At 69.9% G+C, this 15,108-nt stretch carries 12 protein-coding genes and 2 pseudogenes; 3 read left to right on the top strand and 11 right to left on the bottom strand.

Features of this window, described 5'->3' with window-relative positions; translation table 11 throughout:
• Position 1: 1 nt before the first annotated feature.
• From ACFY9E_RS18115 to ACFY9E_RS18070, 10 genes are all read right to left on the bottom strand, one after another.
• On the bottom strand, positions 2-1,096 hold the full coding sequence (locus ACFY9E_RS18115; RefSeq protein ID WP_390984726.1) for a PfkB family carbohydrate kinase: 1,095 nt from the start codon (positions 1,094-1,096) through the stop codon (positions 2-4).
• Complete coding sequence (eda, locus tag ACFY9E_RS18110; protein WP_390984723.1) at positions 1,093-1,725, bottom strand: bifunctional 4-hydroxy-2-oxoglutarate aldolase/2-dehydro-3-deoxy-phosphogluconate aldolase; 633 nt, start codon at positions 1,723-1,725, stop codon at positions 1,093-1,095. The genes ACFY9E_RS18115 and eda overlap by 4 nt, the downstream gene beginning before the upstream one ends.
• On the bottom strand, positions 1,722-2,483 hold the full coding sequence (locus ACFY9E_RS18105; protein ID WP_390984720.1) for an SDR family oxidoreductase: 762 nt from the start codon (positions 2,481-2,483) through the stop codon (positions 1,722-1,724). Before ACFY9E_RS18105 ends, eda begins: the two co-directional genes overlap by 4 nt.
• Positions 2,480-3,523, bottom strand: a complete 1,044-nt coding sequence (locus ACFY9E_RS18100; RefSeq protein WP_390984718.1) for an alcohol dehydrogenase catalytic domain-containing protein — start codon at positions 3,521-3,523, stop codon at positions 2,480-2,482. Before ACFY9E_RS18100 ends, ACFY9E_RS18105 begins: the two co-directional genes overlap by 4 nt.
• On the bottom strand, positions 3,520-3,951 hold the full coding sequence (locus ACFY9E_RS18095) for an RbsD/FucU domain-containing protein (RefSeq protein WP_390984715.1): 432 nt from the start codon (positions 3,949-3,951) through the stop codon (positions 3,520-3,522). The genes ACFY9E_RS18100 and ACFY9E_RS18095 overlap by 4 nt, the downstream gene beginning before the upstream one ends.
• Positions 3,945-4,844, bottom strand: coding sequence for an amidohydrolase family protein (locus ACFY9E_RS18090; protein ID WP_390984713.1), 900 nt, complete (start codon positions 4,842-4,844; stop codon positions 3,945-3,947). The genes ACFY9E_RS18095 and ACFY9E_RS18090 overlap by 7 nt, the downstream gene beginning before the upstream one ends.
• On the bottom strand, positions 4,837-6,162 hold the full coding sequence (locus tag ACFY9E_RS18085) for an enolase C-terminal domain-like protein (RefSeq protein ID WP_390984711.1): 1,326 nt from the start codon (positions 6,160-6,162) through the stop codon (positions 4,837-4,839). The genes ACFY9E_RS18090 and ACFY9E_RS18085 overlap by 8 nt, the downstream gene beginning before the upstream one ends.
• Before the next feature lie 94 nt (positions 6,163-6,256).
• Positions 6,257-7,297, bottom strand: a complete 1,041-nt coding sequence (locus tag ACFY9E_RS18080; protein ID WP_390984708.1) for an ABC transporter permease — start codon at positions 7,295-7,297, stop codon at positions 6,257-6,259.
• Positions 7,290-8,855 carry an ATP-binding cassette domain-containing protein gene (locus ACFY9E_RS18075; protein ID WP_390984706.1) on the bottom strand — a complete coding sequence of 522 codons (1,566 nt, stop codon included), beginning with the start codon at positions 8,853-8,855 and terminating at the stop codon, positions 7,290-7,292. The genes ACFY9E_RS18080 and ACFY9E_RS18075 overlap by 8 nt, the downstream gene beginning before the upstream one ends.
• A gap of 47 nt (positions 8,856-8,902) precedes the next feature.
• Positions 8,903-9,967, bottom strand: a complete 1,065-nt coding sequence (locus ACFY9E_RS18070) for a substrate-binding domain-containing protein (RefSeq protein ID WP_390984703.1) — start codon at positions 9,965-9,967, stop codon at positions 8,903-8,905.
• Positions 9,968-10,410: 443 nt separating this feature from the next.
• On the opposite strand from ACFY9E_RS18070, the pseudogene ACFY9E_RS18065 reads away from it, so the two are divergent.
• The 3 genes and pseudogenes from ACFY9E_RS18065 to ACFY9E_RS18055 form a co-directional block, all read left to right on the top strand.
• Positions 10,411-11,616, top strand: a pseudogene (locus ACFY9E_RS18065) (alpha-L-fucosidase); the annotation flags it as partial.
• Positions 11,617-12,129: 513 nt separating this feature from the next.
• Positions 12,130-14,361, top strand: coding sequence for an alpha-L-fucosidase (locus tag ACFY9E_RS18060; RefSeq protein WP_390984701.1), 2,232 nt, complete (start codon positions 12,130-12,132; stop codon positions 14,359-14,361).
• A gap of 168 nt (positions 14,362-14,529) precedes the next feature.
• Positions 14,530-14,807: pseudogene (locus ACFY9E_RS18055) on the top strand (RICIN domain-containing protein); the annotation flags it as partial.
• Here the strand turns inward: ACFY9E_RS18055 and ACFY9E_RS18050 are convergent.
• Positions 14,797-14,937: a hypothetical protein gene (locus ACFY9E_RS18050; protein ID WP_390984698.1), complete on the bottom strand. Its 141-nt coding sequence runs from the start codon at positions 14,935-14,937 to the stop codon at positions 14,797-14,799. The pseudogene ACFY9E_RS18055 and the gene ACFY9E_RS18050 overlap by 11 nt on opposite strands.
• Positions 14,938-15,108 lie beyond the last annotated feature (171 nt).

Below are 15,108 nucleotides of genomic sequence, written 5' to 3'. Positions count from 1 at the left end.
GTCACCTTCTGACGGCGGCCGAGGCGCCTGCCATGAGTGCCTCGACCTCGGCGAGCGAGGCCATGGACACGTCGCCCGGGGTGGTCATGGTGAGGGCGCCGTGCGCGGTGCCGTAAGCCAGGGCACGGCTCAGTCCGGCGGTGTCGAGGTCGGCCATGGGTGCGGCACGGCCCGCCGGTTGGGCCTCGTCACCGTCGAGGGTCAGCAGTGCGTAGATCAGGCCGGCCGCGAAGGCGTCGCCCGAGCCGATGCGGTCCAGGACGTGCAGGCCGGGCAGTTCCGGGCCGCGGACGAAGCCGGTACGGGGCGACCAGGCCGCCGAGGACCAATCGTTGACGCCGGCCGAGGGCACGTCCCGCAGGGTGGTCGCGAGCACCTCGGCCTGGGGCAGCAGCGCGGCCACTTCGCAGAGGGCGTCCCGCACCTCGTCCGCCGCGACGCGTACCGCGCCCGGGTACGGCCCTGCCAGCCCCAGGGCGCCCACCACGACGTCGGCGTGGCGGGCGAGGCGCAGGTCGACCTCGCGGGCGGCCTCGGCGCCGCCCCTGCCGGCCCAGAGACTGGGGCGGTAGTTGGGGTCGTAGGAGACCCTGACACCGTGCCGTCGAGCTGCCGCCATGGCCTCGTCCGCGACGTCCACCGTAGTGTCCGACAGACCGGCGAAGACGCCGCCGGTGTGGAACCAGCGCGGACCCGGGGAGAAGACCGCGTCCCAGTCGACGTCCCCCTTGCGCAGCTGCGAAACGGCGGTGTTCGCGCGGTCGCTGACGCCCACCGCGCCCCGGATGCCGTAGCCGCGCTCGACGAAGTTGAGGCCGTTGCGGGCGGTGCGGCCGATGCCGTCGTCGGGCACCCAGCGGATGAGGGAGGTGTCGACGCCGCCCTGGAGGATCAGGTCCTCGACGAGCCGCCCCACCTGGTTGTCGGCCAGGGCGGTCACGACGGCCGTACGCAGGCCGAAGCAGCGCCGCAGTCCGCGGACGACGTTGTACTCACCGCCGCCTTCCCAGACCTGGAAGGTGCGGGCGGTGCGAATCCTGCCCTCGCCCGGGTCGAAGCGGAGCATCACCTCGCCGAGGGCCACCACGTCGTTCACGTCGCGCTCCCGTGCACGGCCTCGGCGGTCAGCCGGCGGATCTCGTCGTACTCGCCGCGCTCCAGATGGGCGGGGGTGGCCATCCAGCTGCCGCCGACGGCGAGGACCGCCGGGACGGCGAGGTAGGCGGGCAGGCGCGGAGCGTCGATGCCGCCCGTGGGCACGAACCGTGCCTGGGGGAAGGGAGCCGCGAGGGCGCGCAGCATCGGGATGCCGCCGAGCGGTTCGGCGGGGAAGAGCTTGACGGTGTCGAGGCCGGAGCGCAGGGCGCGCATCAGCTCGGTCGCGGAGGCGATGCCGGGCACCACGGGCACGCCCAGCTCACGGCACTTGGCGACGACGTCCTCGTCGAAGCCGGGCGAGACCACGAAACGGGCTCCCGCCGCCACGGCACGGTCCACCTGCTCGGGCGTGAGGACCGTACCGGCGCCGACGGTCAGCCCTCCGTGGGCGGCCATCGTCTTGAGCACCTGCTCGGCGTCGGGGGTGCGGAACGTGACCTCGGCGCACCGGGCGCCGCCCGCCGCGAGCGCGTCGGCCAGCGGGCCGGCCATCGCGGCGGCGGGCACCGTCAGCACCGGCAGCACGCGGGCGCCGTCCAGCACGGCGGCCAGGTCGGTGCCGGTCATCGGCCGAGCCATCCGCCGTCGACGGGCAGGACGACGCCGTGGACGTAGGCGGCGGCGTCCGAGGCGAGGAACACGGTGGCGCCCGCGAGGTCGTCGGCGCTGCCCCAGCGGGCGGCCGGGATGCGGTCCAGGATGGCCTTGCTGCGCACTGGGTCGTCCTGGAGGGCCTGGGTGTTGTCGGTGGCGATGTAGCCGGGGGCGATGGCGTTGACGTTGACGCCGTGCGGGGCCCACTCGTTGGCCAGGGCCTTGGTCAGTCCGGCGATGCCGTGCTTGGCGGCGGTGTAGCCGGGGACGGTGATGCCGCCCTGGAAGCTGAGCAGCGACGCCGTGAAGACGATCTTTCCGTGGCCGCGGGCCACCATCGACGCGCCCACCGCGCGGGACAGGGCGAACTGTGCGTTGAGGTTGACCTGGAGCACCAAGTCCCAGTCCTCGTCGGTGTGTTCGGCGGCCGGGGCGCGGCGGATGGTGCCCGCGTTGTTGACCAGGATGTCCACCGGGCGCTCCCGTCCGGCCAGGTCGGCGCCCAGGGCGCGGACGGCTTCGGGGTCGGCGAAGTCGGTGCGGATCGCCTCGAAGGTGCCGCCCGCGGCCAGGACGTCCTTCTCCACGTCGCTGCCGGTGTCCTCCAGCTGGGCGCTGACGCCGATGACGTCCGCGCCGGCCTCGGCGAGGGCGCGGGCCATGGCACGGCCGATGCCGCGCCGGGCCCCGGTGACGACGGCGAGCCTGCCGGTCAGGTCGAAGGCGTTCACTGGATGGCTCCCTGGGAGTCGTCGGTGCAGTCCACGAGGATCTTCATCACGTCGCCGCCGCCCTCCAGGGCCTCGAACGCGTCGGGCGCCTGCGCCAAGGGGACGACCTTGCTGATCAGCTGCTCGGCCGGAACGGTGCCGTCGGCCACCAGGGTCACCGCCCGCTCGAAGTCGGTGCGGTCGTACAACCGGGCGCCCACGAGGGTGAGTTCGCGCCAGAAGAAGCGGTGCAGGTTCACCTCGCGGGGCCGGGGGTGGATGGCCACGAGGCACAGCCGCCCGCGCACCCCCAGCACGTCGACCGCCGTGTCCACTCCGCCCTGCGCGCCGGACACCTCGAAGGCCACGTCCGCACCGGCGTCGCCGGTCCACTCACCGACCAGCTCCAGCAGGTCGTCGGTGGCCGGGTCCCAGGTCATGAGCCCCAGCTTCTCGGCGAGCCGCCGACGGTGGGCGCTCAGCTCGACGACCCGGACCTCGGCTCCGGCGGCGCGGGCGACCAGGGCGATGAGGATGCCGACGGGACCGCCGCCGACCACGACGGCCTTCTCGCCCGAGCGGACCTGGGCCCGGCCCACGTCGTGCACGGCGACCGCCGTCGGCTCGACGAGCGCGGCCCGGTCCAGAGCCAGAGTCTGCGGCAGCCGGATCAGCGTCGAGGCGGGCACAAGCCAGCGCTGCTGCATCGCGCCCGGCGAGTCGATACCGATGAAGTCGAGGTGCTGGCAGATGTGCTGGTGGCCGGCGCGGCAGGCCGGGCAGGTGTCGTCCCAGCGCAGCGGCATCACGGTGACCGCGTCACCGGGCGACCAGTCCTCCACTCCCGCACCCACCCGCACGATCCGGCCCGACATCTCGTGGCCGAGGACGGCGGGCGCGGCGACCCGGGCGTCCATGTCGCCGTGGAAGATGTGCAGATCGGTGCCGCAGATACCGACGTAGGCGGGGGCGATCTCCACCTGGCCGGGGCCGGGGGGCGGGCTTGCGGCGGGCGCGGTGTCCAGGGTGCGGGCGGCGAGGTAGCGGACGGCGAGTGTCATCTCAGGGTCCCTTCGGCGCGGACGCCGATCGTGAGCAGCAGGTTGGCGTAGGTGCGGATGTCAGCGGTGACGACGACGAGGGCCAGGTCGGGCGAGCGGGCGGCGTCGTAGAACGCGAAGCGGCCGAGCGTCTCGACGGGGACGGGCGCCAGCATCGAGCGGTACTCGGCGATGGCGGGCGGCTCCGGCTCGCCCTCGGGCGGCACCATCACGTGCGCCGACTCGACGGGCAGAGCCCGCAGCAGGACGTCGAGCACGGTGGTGACGTCCAGCAGACCCGGCGCCAGGTTGAGATGGACGGTCCTGGCGCGCGGGCCGGTGGCGGTGCTCGCCGGATAGTGGCCGTCGGCGAGCAGGACCCGGGCGCCGTGCCCGGCGCCCGCCAGGGCTTCGAGGATGCCCGGGTGCAGGAGTTCGGTCATCAGCATGCGGTGCGCTCCTTCCTTCGAGCGGGGTCGAGGCCGTAGAACCTGGTGGCGGTGCCGGCGAGGACCGCCTCGGTCTCGGCGGCGGAGCAGCCGTCCAGGAGTTCCCCGACGGTGGCGGCCCAGCGGTTCCAGCCGCCGGCCAGGACGCAGACCGGCCAGTCCGAGCCGAACATCAGCCGGTCCGGGCCGAAGGCCGCCAGCAGGACCTCCCACACCGGCCGGATGTCGTCGACGATCCACTTCTCGTGGTCGGCCTCGGTGATCAGTCCCGACACCTTGCATCGCACGTGGGGGTGCGCGGCCAGCCGTCGCACGCCCCGCTCCCAGTCGCCCAGGCCACGTCGGACGATGGGCGGTTTGCCGGCGTGGTCGAGGACCAGGGGAAGGCCGGGGAGGCGTTCGGCCAGGCGGATCGCCTGGGGGAACTGGTGGTCGCGGATCAGCAGGTCGTACCCGAGGCCGCGTTCGGCCACCGCCCGTAGTCCCCGCTCCACCGAAGGCCGTTGCAGCCAGGTGGCGTCGGACTCGCCCTGGACGAGGTGACGTACGGCCCGCAGGTACATGCCGCCGGGCCCGGCGCGCAGCGCGTCGAGGATGTCGCCGATCGCCGGGGACGTGAGGTCCGCCCAGCCGACGACCGCGCCGATGAGCGGGTCGCCGTCGGCGAGGGCGAGGAACTCGCGGGTCTCCTCGACCGACGCCACGCACTGGACAAGCACCGTGCGCTCCAGCCGCCGACCCGCGATCGTCCTGGTCGCGGCCGTGCGCAGGTCGTCGGTGCCGAAGCTGCGGCGCAGGGGCTCGTGTCCGGGCTCGTCGAGCCAGGACTGCGGCCGGATGTCCAGGTCCCACACGTGGTGGTGGGCGTCGATGAGGACCTGGGCGTCAGACACGGGCCGTCCACACGGGGCCGTCGGGGTAGGTGTACTCCTTGAGGGACTCGGGGTGCATCTGCGCGCTCAGCCCCGGCAGGGCCGGCGCGAGGTAGTGGCCGTCGGCGATGCGGACCGGGTCGACGAAGTGCTCGTGCAGGTGGTCGACGTACTCGATGACGCGGTCCTCGGTGGTGCCGGAGACGGCGACGTAGTCGAACATCGACAGGTGCTGCACCATCTCGCACAGGCCCACCCCTCCGGCGTGGGGGCAGACCGGCACGCCGAACTTCGCGGCGAGCAGCAGGATCGCGATGTTCTCGTTGACGCCGCCGACCCGGGCGGAGTCGATCTGCACGATGTCCACCGCGCCGGCCTGCAGGAGTTGCTTGAAGACGACCCGGTTGGCGATGTGCTCACCGGTGGCGACCTTGATCGGGCTGACGGCCTTGCGGACGGCGGCGTGGCCGAGGATGTCGTCGGGGGAGGTGGGCTCCTCGATCCAGTACGGGTCGTAGGGGGCGAGGGCGCGCATCCAGTCGATGGCGGGCTGGACGTCCCATCTCTGGTTGGCGTCGACGGCGATGCGGATGTCCGGCCCGACCGTCTCACGGGCGGTGCGCATGCGCCGTACGTCGTCCTCCAGGTCCGCGCCGACCTTCAGCTTGATCTGAGTGAAGCCGTCGGCGACGGCCTCTCGGGCGAGGCGGGCCAGCTTCTCGTCGGAGTAGCCGAGCCAGCCGGGGGTGGTGGTGTAGGCGGGGTAGCCGCGCTCCAGCAGACGGGCGACGCGCTCCTGGCGGCCGGGCTCGGCACGGCGCAGGATCTGAAGCGCCTCCTCGGGGGTGAGGGCGTCGCTGAGCCAGCGGAAGTCGACCTGGGCGACCAGGTCCTCGGGGGACATCTCGCCGAGGAAGCGCCATACGGGCTTGCCCGCGCGCTTGGCGGCCAGGTCCCAGGCGGCGTTGACGACCGCGCCGGTGGCCATGTGGATGGCGCCCTTCTCCGGGCCCAGCCAGCGCAATTGGGGATCGTGTACGAGGGAGCGGGAGAACGCGCCGAGGTCGGCGCAGACTTCCTCGACCGAGAGGCCGACCACGTGCGGGGCGAGGGCCGCGATGGCGGCGGCCTGTACGTCGTTGCCGCGGCCGGTGGTGAAGGCGAGGGCGTGGCCCTCCAGTGCGTCGCCGGCGTCGGTGCGCAGGACGACGTAGGCGGCGGAGTAGTCGGGCTCGGGGTTCATGGCGTCCGAGCCGTCGAGGTGTTCGGAGGTGGGGAACCGCACGTCCAGGACGTCCAGGGCGGTGATGCGGGCGGATGCGGGCAGGGTGGAGGACATGGCGGCAACTCCTGTGAGGGCAAGGGGGAATCGGGCCCCTTGCGACGAGCGGTGAACGCGGCGTGGGACGGGCGGCCGGCGACGGCCGCCCGCGTCAGTCTTGGACCTTGCCGCCGGTGATGCGGGAGATGGCGAGGGCGACCAGGATGATCAGGCCGTTGAGGGCGCCGATCCACTGGGCGGGGACGCCGCCGAGCGTGAGCACGTTCTGGATCATGAAGAGCAGCAGGATGCCGCAGAACGCGCCGAACATGGTGCCCTTGCCGCCGTTGAGGCTGATCCCGCCGATGACGGCGGCGGCGAACACGGTGAAGATGTATCCGTTGCCCTGCGCGGAGGCGACGGAGGCCAGCCGTCCGGAGAGCAGCAGTCCGGCGAGTGCGGCGAGCACGCTGCCGGTGACGATGACGATCCACAGCACCCGGTCGGTGCGGATGCCGGCCGCCTTCGCCGCGTCGACGTTGCCGCCGATGGCGTACAGCGAGCGGCCGAAGCTGGTCCATCCGAGGACCACGATGGCGACGGCGAACAGGGCCAGGCAGATCCAGATGGAGGCGGGCATTCCGAGCCACTGCGCGGTGCCGGGGTAGAGCATCGACTGCGGCAGCTGGAAGAACGTCTGGCCGCCGGAGATACCGGTGAGGATGCCGCGCAGCACGATCAGCATGCCGAGGGTGACGATGAAGCCGTTGAGGCCGAAACGGATGATCAGCAGTGAGTTGATCACGCCGACCAGCACGCCCACGGCCAGGGTGACGGGGATCGCCCAGGCGCCGGAGAGCAGGCCGAGTCCGTGTCCGGCGCCGGCCGGCACGACCAGCCAGGCCGCGACACCGGGCGCGAGGCCCATGGTGGACTCCAGCGACAGGTCCATCTTCTTGACGATCAGAATCATCGTCTGGGCGAGGACCAGCAGGGCCATCTCGGACATCGTCTGCAGGACGTTGATGAGGTTGTCCGTCTGCAGGAAGACCGGGTTGACGATCTGGCCGACGATCGCGATGACGACGATCGCGGGGACCAGCGCGAGGTCGCGCAGCCGGGCCAGGGGGATCCGGCCGCCGAGCAGCGCGGTGCGCCTCTGCTTCGGTTCCGCGGCCTTGGCGGCTGTGTCCGCGAGGACGGTTTCAGGCATTGAGGTCCACTCCTTCCATCGCGGCCACGAGGTCGTGGTCGTGCCAACCGCGGGCTATCTCTGTCGTGACCCGGCCCTGGAACATCACCAGGATCCGGTCGCACATGCGCAGGTCGTCGAGTTCGTCGGAGGCGATGAGCACTCCGGTGCCGGTCCGGGCGGTCTCCTCGACCTTGCCGAGGAGGAATTCCTTGGAGCGCACGTCCACGCCCGCGGTCGGGTTGATCAGCACCAGCAGCCGCGGGTCGTCGGCCAGGGCGCGGGCCATGACGACCTTCTGCTGGTTGCCCCCGGACAGGGAGGAGACGGGCAGATCAGGGCCCGGCGTCTTGATCGCCAGCTTCTCGATCATGTTGTCGGCGAGCCGGTCGCGTCGGTCACGGCTCAGGAGGCCGTTTCTGCCGAGCCGGTGGGGCACGGACAGGGTGGCGTTGTCGGCGATCGACATGCCGGGCACGAAGCCCTGGTGGTGCCGGTCCTGGGGGACGAACCCGGCGCCGGCGGCGAGCGCGGCGGGCACGCTGCCCGGACGGGGCCGCCGCCCGGCGATCTCCACCTCGCCGGTGGCGGCCGCCCACAGCCCTACGACGGTCTCGGCGACCTCGGTGCGTCCGCTGGCGGCGGCACCGGCGAGACCGACGATCTCGCCGGCGCCTACCTGGAAGGTGACGTCTTCGTACGTGCCGTCCCTGCCCAGATCCCGCACCGACAGCGCGGGAGCCGCGGCGGGGTCGAGGGTGCTCGAGCGCACCTCCTGCCGGCCGGCGGCCGTCTCGCCGGTCATGGCGGCGACCAGCTCCGTGCGGGGAAGGTCCGCGACGGGGGCGGTGACGATGTGCCGGGCGTCGCGGAACACCGTCACCATGTCGCAGATCTCGTAGACCTCCTGCAAGTGGTGACTGATGAACAGGAAGGTCACGCCCTGGCGTTGCAGGTCGCGGATGCGGTCGAAGAGCCGGTTGATCGCGGCCGCGTCGAGCTGTGCGGTGGGCTCGTCGAGGATGATGAACCGGGCCCCGAAGGACAGCGCCCGGGCGATCTCGACGAACTGCCGCTGCTCGACGCTGAGTTCACCGGCCGGGGACTGCGGGTCGACGTCCACCGACCAGGTCGACAGCAGCTCCTGCGCCCGGCGGCGTACGCCGGCCCAGCTGATCAACCTGTTGGGGCCGTGGTGGTGACGGTTCAGGAAGAGGTTCTCCGCGACGGTCAGCGTGGGGATGATCGTCGACTTCTGGTAGACGCAGGCCACGCGCTGTCGCCAGGCGTCACGGTCGCTGAGCCGGGGGGCGGGGCCGCCGCCGAAGGTGACCGTTCCCTCGTCGGGGGCGTGCAGGCCCGTCAGAACGGAGACCAGGGTCGACTTGCCGGCTCCGTTGCGGCCGACGAGCGCGTGGGTCTCGCCTGGCCGGATGGTGATCCGGGCGCCGTTCAGGGCCACGGTCGGACCGAATCGTTTGACTATGCCCGTCGCCTCGACGACGGGCGGTGTCGCGGAGGCCCGCCCGTCGTCCGCCGGGGCGGGCGCGGGGGTGACTGCTCGCTCCCCGTCTCTCATTTCAACCGCCTTGTAGTGGTGAGCCGCTGGATGCCTGAGAGGGCCGGTCAGCCGAGGTTGTTGCCCCACAGCGACTTGTCGTCACTCTTGACGCTGGGCACGCCGCCGTAGGTGCCGCCGTCCGCCGTGACCAGCGGAGCGGAGAGCTGGTCCTCCAGCAGGCCGTCGCGGACCTGGATGATGGTGCTGTCGTGGTCGGTCTTGCCGGGCTTGAACTTCTTCCCGTCGATCGCGGCCTTCAGGTAGTACAGGGCGTACTTGGCGTACGCGTCGGCCGGCTGGGAGACGGTGGCGTCGATCTTGCCCGCGGCGATGGACTTGAGCTCCTCGGGGATACCGTCGTTGGAGACCACGAACACGTGCTTCTTGTTCTTCGGGTCGACCAGCAGACCGCGCTGCTTGAGCACCTGGAGCGTGCCGGACAGGGCGAAGCTGGACTGCATGTAGACGCCCTTGATGTCCGGGTGGGCGGTCAGGTCGGTCTGGAGCTTCTGCGCGGCGACCGCGCCGTCCCAGTTGGTGGCCTCGCCGAACACCTTGATGCCGGGGTAGTTCTTCTTCATGCAGTCGTTGAACGCCTCGGTGCGGTCACGGCCGTTGATGGAGTCGAGGCCGCCCTGAAGCATCACGACCTTGCCCTTGCCGCCGAGCTTGGTGCCGAGGTACCGGCAGGCCTTCTCGCCGTAGGCGCGGTTGTCGGCCCGCACCACCATGAACACCTTGCCGCTGTCGGGCCGGGTGTCGACGGTGACGACCGGGATCTTCTTCGCCTCCAGCTGCGCCAGCGTCGGCGCGATGGCGGCGGTGTCCTGCGGCGCCATCGCGATGCCCTTGACGCCCTGGCTGATGAACGTCTGCGCGTTGGCGGTGAGCTTGGCGACGTCGTTCTGGGAGTTCGTGGTCTTCAGATCCAGCCCCAGCTCCTTGGCCGACTGAGGCGTGTACTTGATGTACGAGTTCCAGAAGTCGGTGTCGGAACGCGGGTAGTCGACGCCCACGAGCGGCTTGTCGCTCGACGAGGCGGCGGTGGTGGAGCCGCTGCTGCAGGCGCTGAGCAGCGTCAGTGCGCAGACGACGGAGGCGGTGGAGCCGAGTGCGGTTCTCAGTCTCATGGGTACTTCCTCGCGCTGGTCCCGGAGCGGGGTTGTTACGCCGATGCGACGGCTGTGTGTCGTCGGCGGAGAGATGGGATGTTTATAGAGCGGAGGAAGTGAGGTTGTCTAGTGGGTGCGGCAACAGTGCTGGAGATGACCACTGGATGATCTCGACGCGGTCGCCGTTGGGCTTCCTGGGCGATTGATCCATCCCATCAATGATGCGCATTCGTGATGCACTGACGCTTGCGCTCGTACCGGTGTCCCGTACATCCGCTCGCGATGAGTCGTGCCGGTGGACGGTCGGCGGCCGAGCGGGTGGCGCAGCAGAACTCGGACGTGCGGCAGCGCCTTGGGTGTCGCGCTCCGGCTCTCCGCATAAACATGGCATGTCTACGGCAGAACGAACAGCCACTTACACAGACAAAACCTCACCTTCCGATCCCCGACCGAGTACTTTCATCCTCGTGGACTGTGCCCAGTGGGCGGCCGCCGCCGCGGCGGCGATGATGAGCTACGGCATCCTGACGACCAAGCACCATGACGGCTTCGCCCTGTGGCCGAGCGCCTACGGCACCCAGAACGTCGCGAACAGCTCCTACAAGCAGGACGTGGTCCGGGCGTACTGCGACGCCTTCCGGGCGAAGGGGCTGAAGGTCGGGTTCTACTACTCGATCTGGGACCGGACCTTCGGCGTCGAGGCGTGGGAGAGCCGGCACAAGGTGACCGGCCTCGAGATCACCGACGCCATCCAGCCCGCCGACATGACCTTCATCCTCGGGTAGATCACCGAACTGCTGACCAACTACGGCACCATCGATATGTTCGTCACCGACGGCTACGCGTGGCAGATGGGCCAGCAGGCCGTCTCCTACCAGCGGATCCGGGAGCACGTGAAGTCGCTCCAGCCGGACATCGTCATGATCGACCACGGTGGACTGTCCGTACCGTGGCTCGGTGACGCGATCTACTTCGAGGAGCCGCTGGGCATCACCGCGCCGGCCGGAAACACCTACGCCGCCACCCAGGGCCAGACGATCAGCAACGGCTGGTTCTGGCATCCGACCACGCCGACCGAGAGCCTGATGAGCAAGGACGCGATCCTGTCCCATCTGGCGGACCTGGAACCGAAGTACACCTCGTTCATCCTCAACTGCCCGCCCAACCGCAACGGCAGGCTGGACACCAACATCGTCAACCGGCTCGCCGAAGTCGGAGCGGCATGGAGCCCCAACACCTCCAGGCCGCCACTGCCGACGCAGATACTCCGAGCCGAGCACCCCGTGACACCCGTCAGCGCCTACGCGACCGGCTTCCGCACCGGCGAGGGACCGCTCCACGCCATCGACGGACTCAGCGACAGGAACTACGAGACCTGCTGGTCGACCTGGGGACTGCCCTCGCCCCTGCCCCACTCGATCACGATCGATCTGGGCGGGGTGTGGAGCAACGTCTCCACCCTGGAGTACCTGCCCAAGCAGTGGAACCGCTCCAACACCACCGACGGCGACATCACCTCGTACACCATCTCCACCAGCACCGACGGCACGAACTTCACCCAGGTCGCCACCGGCACCTGGGCCGGCAACCGCGCCACCAAGGTAGCCGAATGGCCCGCCCGCAACGTGGGTTTCGTAAGGATCCAGGCCAACGCGGCCACTGCTGGTCGACTACCTCGCCGCCCGCCAGTCAGCCCACTGAACGTGAACAACGCATCATGCCGGCTCCCTGACCGCTCCCCGTGGTCTGCTGCTCGGCAGGTACGACGACGGGCGCCCGCAGTGCACCAGCCGCACCACCACCCTCACCCGGACTGCCAGCGCTGCGGTCGCCAGCCAGCTCGCTTCGGCGCAGCATGGTCATCCGTGGACGGGCTGGTCGGCATCCATCCCATCAATGATGCGTACTCGTGATGCGCTGACGGCTTGCCTGTGGACTGCCCGTGTGGTGGCGCCCCCTGTGTCGGGTGCCCAGACATTCCATGTTTGCTGCCACTGCAACGCGCTGATAGCGCCTATATGTAGACAAAAGCCAATGCTGATACAGGTTTTCATCCCTGCACACCCATTGACATCAGTGCGTCACATGGTCGAACTTCATGCGTAACCTCCGACGCTCCAGAACCGTCGGCGTCCCGCGTCTCCCCCCGTCCCCCTCGCCCCTACCTCAGGGATGTCCTCATGTCGCGTTCGCTCAACAGACGCCAGTTCCTGTCCGCCGCCACGTGTGTGGCGGCGGCAGCCATAGCAGGGGGTGGCCTGGGCGCCGGCGTCGCCCAGGCGGCGCCGAGCACCTACACGCCCGACTGGAACTCGGTCGATCAGCACCCGCCGGCTCCGGAGTGGTTCCAGGACGCGAAGTTCGGGATCTACTTCCACTGGGGCGTCTTCAGCGTTCCCGCCTTCGGCAACGAGTGGTATCCGCGGACCATGTATCAGGCGGGCGACAGCGTCAACCGGCACCACATCGCGACCTACGGCCAGCCCTCGGCATGGCCGTACCACAACTTCATCAACGGGGCGAAGGACCTGGCGGGCAACTTCGTGCAGTTCGCGCCCAAGCTGAAGTCGGCCGGCGGGAACTTCGACCCCAACGAGTGGGCGCAGCTGTTCGTCGACGCGGGCGCGAGGTTCGCGGGGCCGGTCGCCGAGCACCACGACGGCTATTCCATGTGGAACAGCCAGGTCAACGAGTGGAACTCGGTGGCCAAGGGCCCCAAGCTCAACCTGCTGCAGCTGTTCACCACGGCGATCCGGGCCAAGGGCCTCAAGCTGCTGGTAGCCATGCACCACGCGTACCACTACAACGGCTTCTACGAGTTCGCCCCCGCCCAGACCGACCCCAGCCTCAAGAAGCTCTACGGCCAGCTCGGTGCGGCCGCGGAGAACCAGCTCTGGTACGACAAGCTCAAGGAAGTCATCGACCTCGCGCAACCCGACATCCTGTGGCAGGACTTCAAACTGGACGCGGTCGACGAGACGCAGCGCCTGAACTTCCTGTCCTACTACTACAACCAGGCCAACGCCTGGGGCCGTGAGGTCGTCGCCACCTACAAGGACGGGTTCAACGGCAAGGGCGAGGTCTTCGACTACGAGCGCGGTGGGCCGGGCGACCTCACCAGCCCGTACTGGCTGACCGACGACAGCATCTCCAGCTCCAGCTGGTGCTACACGCAGGGCATCGGCTACTACAGCAGCCAGCAGATGCTGCACTCGTTCCTCGACCGGGTCAGCAAGAACGGCAACGTGCTGCTGAACATCGCGCCGATGGCCGACGGCACCATCCCCCAGGCGCAGAAGGACATCCTTCTCGGCATGGGCGACTACCTGAAGCGCTTCGGCGAGTCGGTGTACTCGACCCGCGCCTGGACCGTGTACGGCGAAGGCCCGACGAAGATGGGCGGCGGCGCCTTCACCAATCCGACGGCCGGCACCGCACAGGACATCCGCTTCACCCGCAACAAGGCGGCCAACGTCCTGTACGCCACCGTCCTGGGCTGGCCCGGCAGCTCAGTGACGATCAAGACGCTCAGCTCGGACCGCATCAACCTCTCCTCGCTGACCTCGGTGAAGCTGCTCGGCTCCACTGCCGGCACCTACATCGACCTGCCCGCACCCACGCAGACTTCCTCCGGCCTGACGGTCACCCTGCCGTCCTCGGCGCCGTACAGCGCGGGCGCCTACGTCCTGAAGCTGGCCTTCTCCGGCACCATCCCCGGCATGCTGCCGCTCGCCGGCGCCGCCGCCTTCACAGACGTCAACTACACGGGCGGCTCGGCCCCGTTGCCCGTGGGCGACTACACCGCGGCCGACCTGAGCGCGGCCGGACTGGGCACCCGCACCATCTCCAGCCTGCGTCCCGCCGCCGGTTACCAGGTGATCGGCTACTCCGGCGACAACTTCACCGGCACCGCCTGGACCTTCACCGCCGACAACCCGGACCTCAGGGTCACCGGCAACAACGACCAGATCACCTCGCTCAGGGTCCAGTTCAATCCGTCGAGGTACTTCCGGATCAGCAACGTCACCAACGGTCTCGCCCTGGACAGCGGCGGCAACGTCGCCTCCGGATCCAACCTCAAGCAGTGGAGCTGGGACTCCAGCAGCAACCTCCAGTGGCAGGCGGTCGACGTGGGCGGCGGCTACTACAAGCTGGTCAACCGCACCAACGGCATGGTCGCCGACGGATGGGGCAACACCGCCGACGGCTCCCCGGCCCAGCAGGCGCCCTGGAACGGCGGCCCCAACCAGCAGTGGAAGATCACCGCCCGGGGCGGCAACAGCTACACGATCGCCAACCGCACCACCGGCCTGGTCCTCGACGGCGGTGGCAACGTCACCTCGGGCTCGGTCACCAAGCAGTGGACCTACGGCAGCAGCAGCAACCTGCAGTGGACCTTCACGGCGCTGTGACTCCCGCAGCGCCATGACTCACAGCCGCGGCGGGCACGCTCTCGGGCCTGCCCGCCGCCTCCACCGCCTCACCCCCGAACATCACAGCCACCCGGCCGGGAGTACACCCATGTCGTCAGGGAGAAGACTGTCCCGTCGTACCCTGCTGGGCGCCGCGGGCGCCGCTGTGGTCGCGACAAGATCAGGAACGTCAACAGCGGCAAGCTGATGGAGGTGGCCGACCTCTCCCGGGCGGACGGCGGGAACGTCTCCCTCTGGGGGGACGCCAACGCCCCGCAACAGCACTGGGCGATCACGCCGACCGGCGACGGTTACTTCTGCCTCACCAACCGGCTGAGCGGACTGTCCCTCAACGTAGACGGGGCTCGACCGCCGACGGCGCCGACATCAACCAGTCCACCTACCGCCGCGCGCCCGAGGAGCAGTGGCAGATCATCACCGTGTGACGGTCCCGACGACGGGCGACGTCATCACCGACGCCCGTCGTCGGCCGGCTTTGGCCATGGAGCCCGGGACGGTCTCGCCGTCCTGGTCGACGCCGGGGCCGAAGGTTCCCATGGACACGTCGATGCGCATGCAGGCAGTGCAGTAGCAGTGCGGACGGACGAGTTGTCCGCGGTGGCCGCGCAGGCGATGTGGTCGCGTCGACCGGCACTTGGCCCCTGGGCCTGCTCATCGAGCGAGCACAGCTCCCCTTGGCAATAGACATCGCGTCACGTGTCAGTTGTCGTCCACTTGACGACAAGA

Origin of the sequence: Streptomyces sp. NPDC012466 (assembly GCF_042955215.1) — a bacterium.
Classification (GTDB): Bacteria; Actinomycetota; Actinomycetes; order Streptomycetales; family Streptomycetaceae; genus Streptomyces.
Note: the sequence above shows the minus strand (reverse complement) of the source record. Positions and strands in the feature narration are given on the sequence as shown.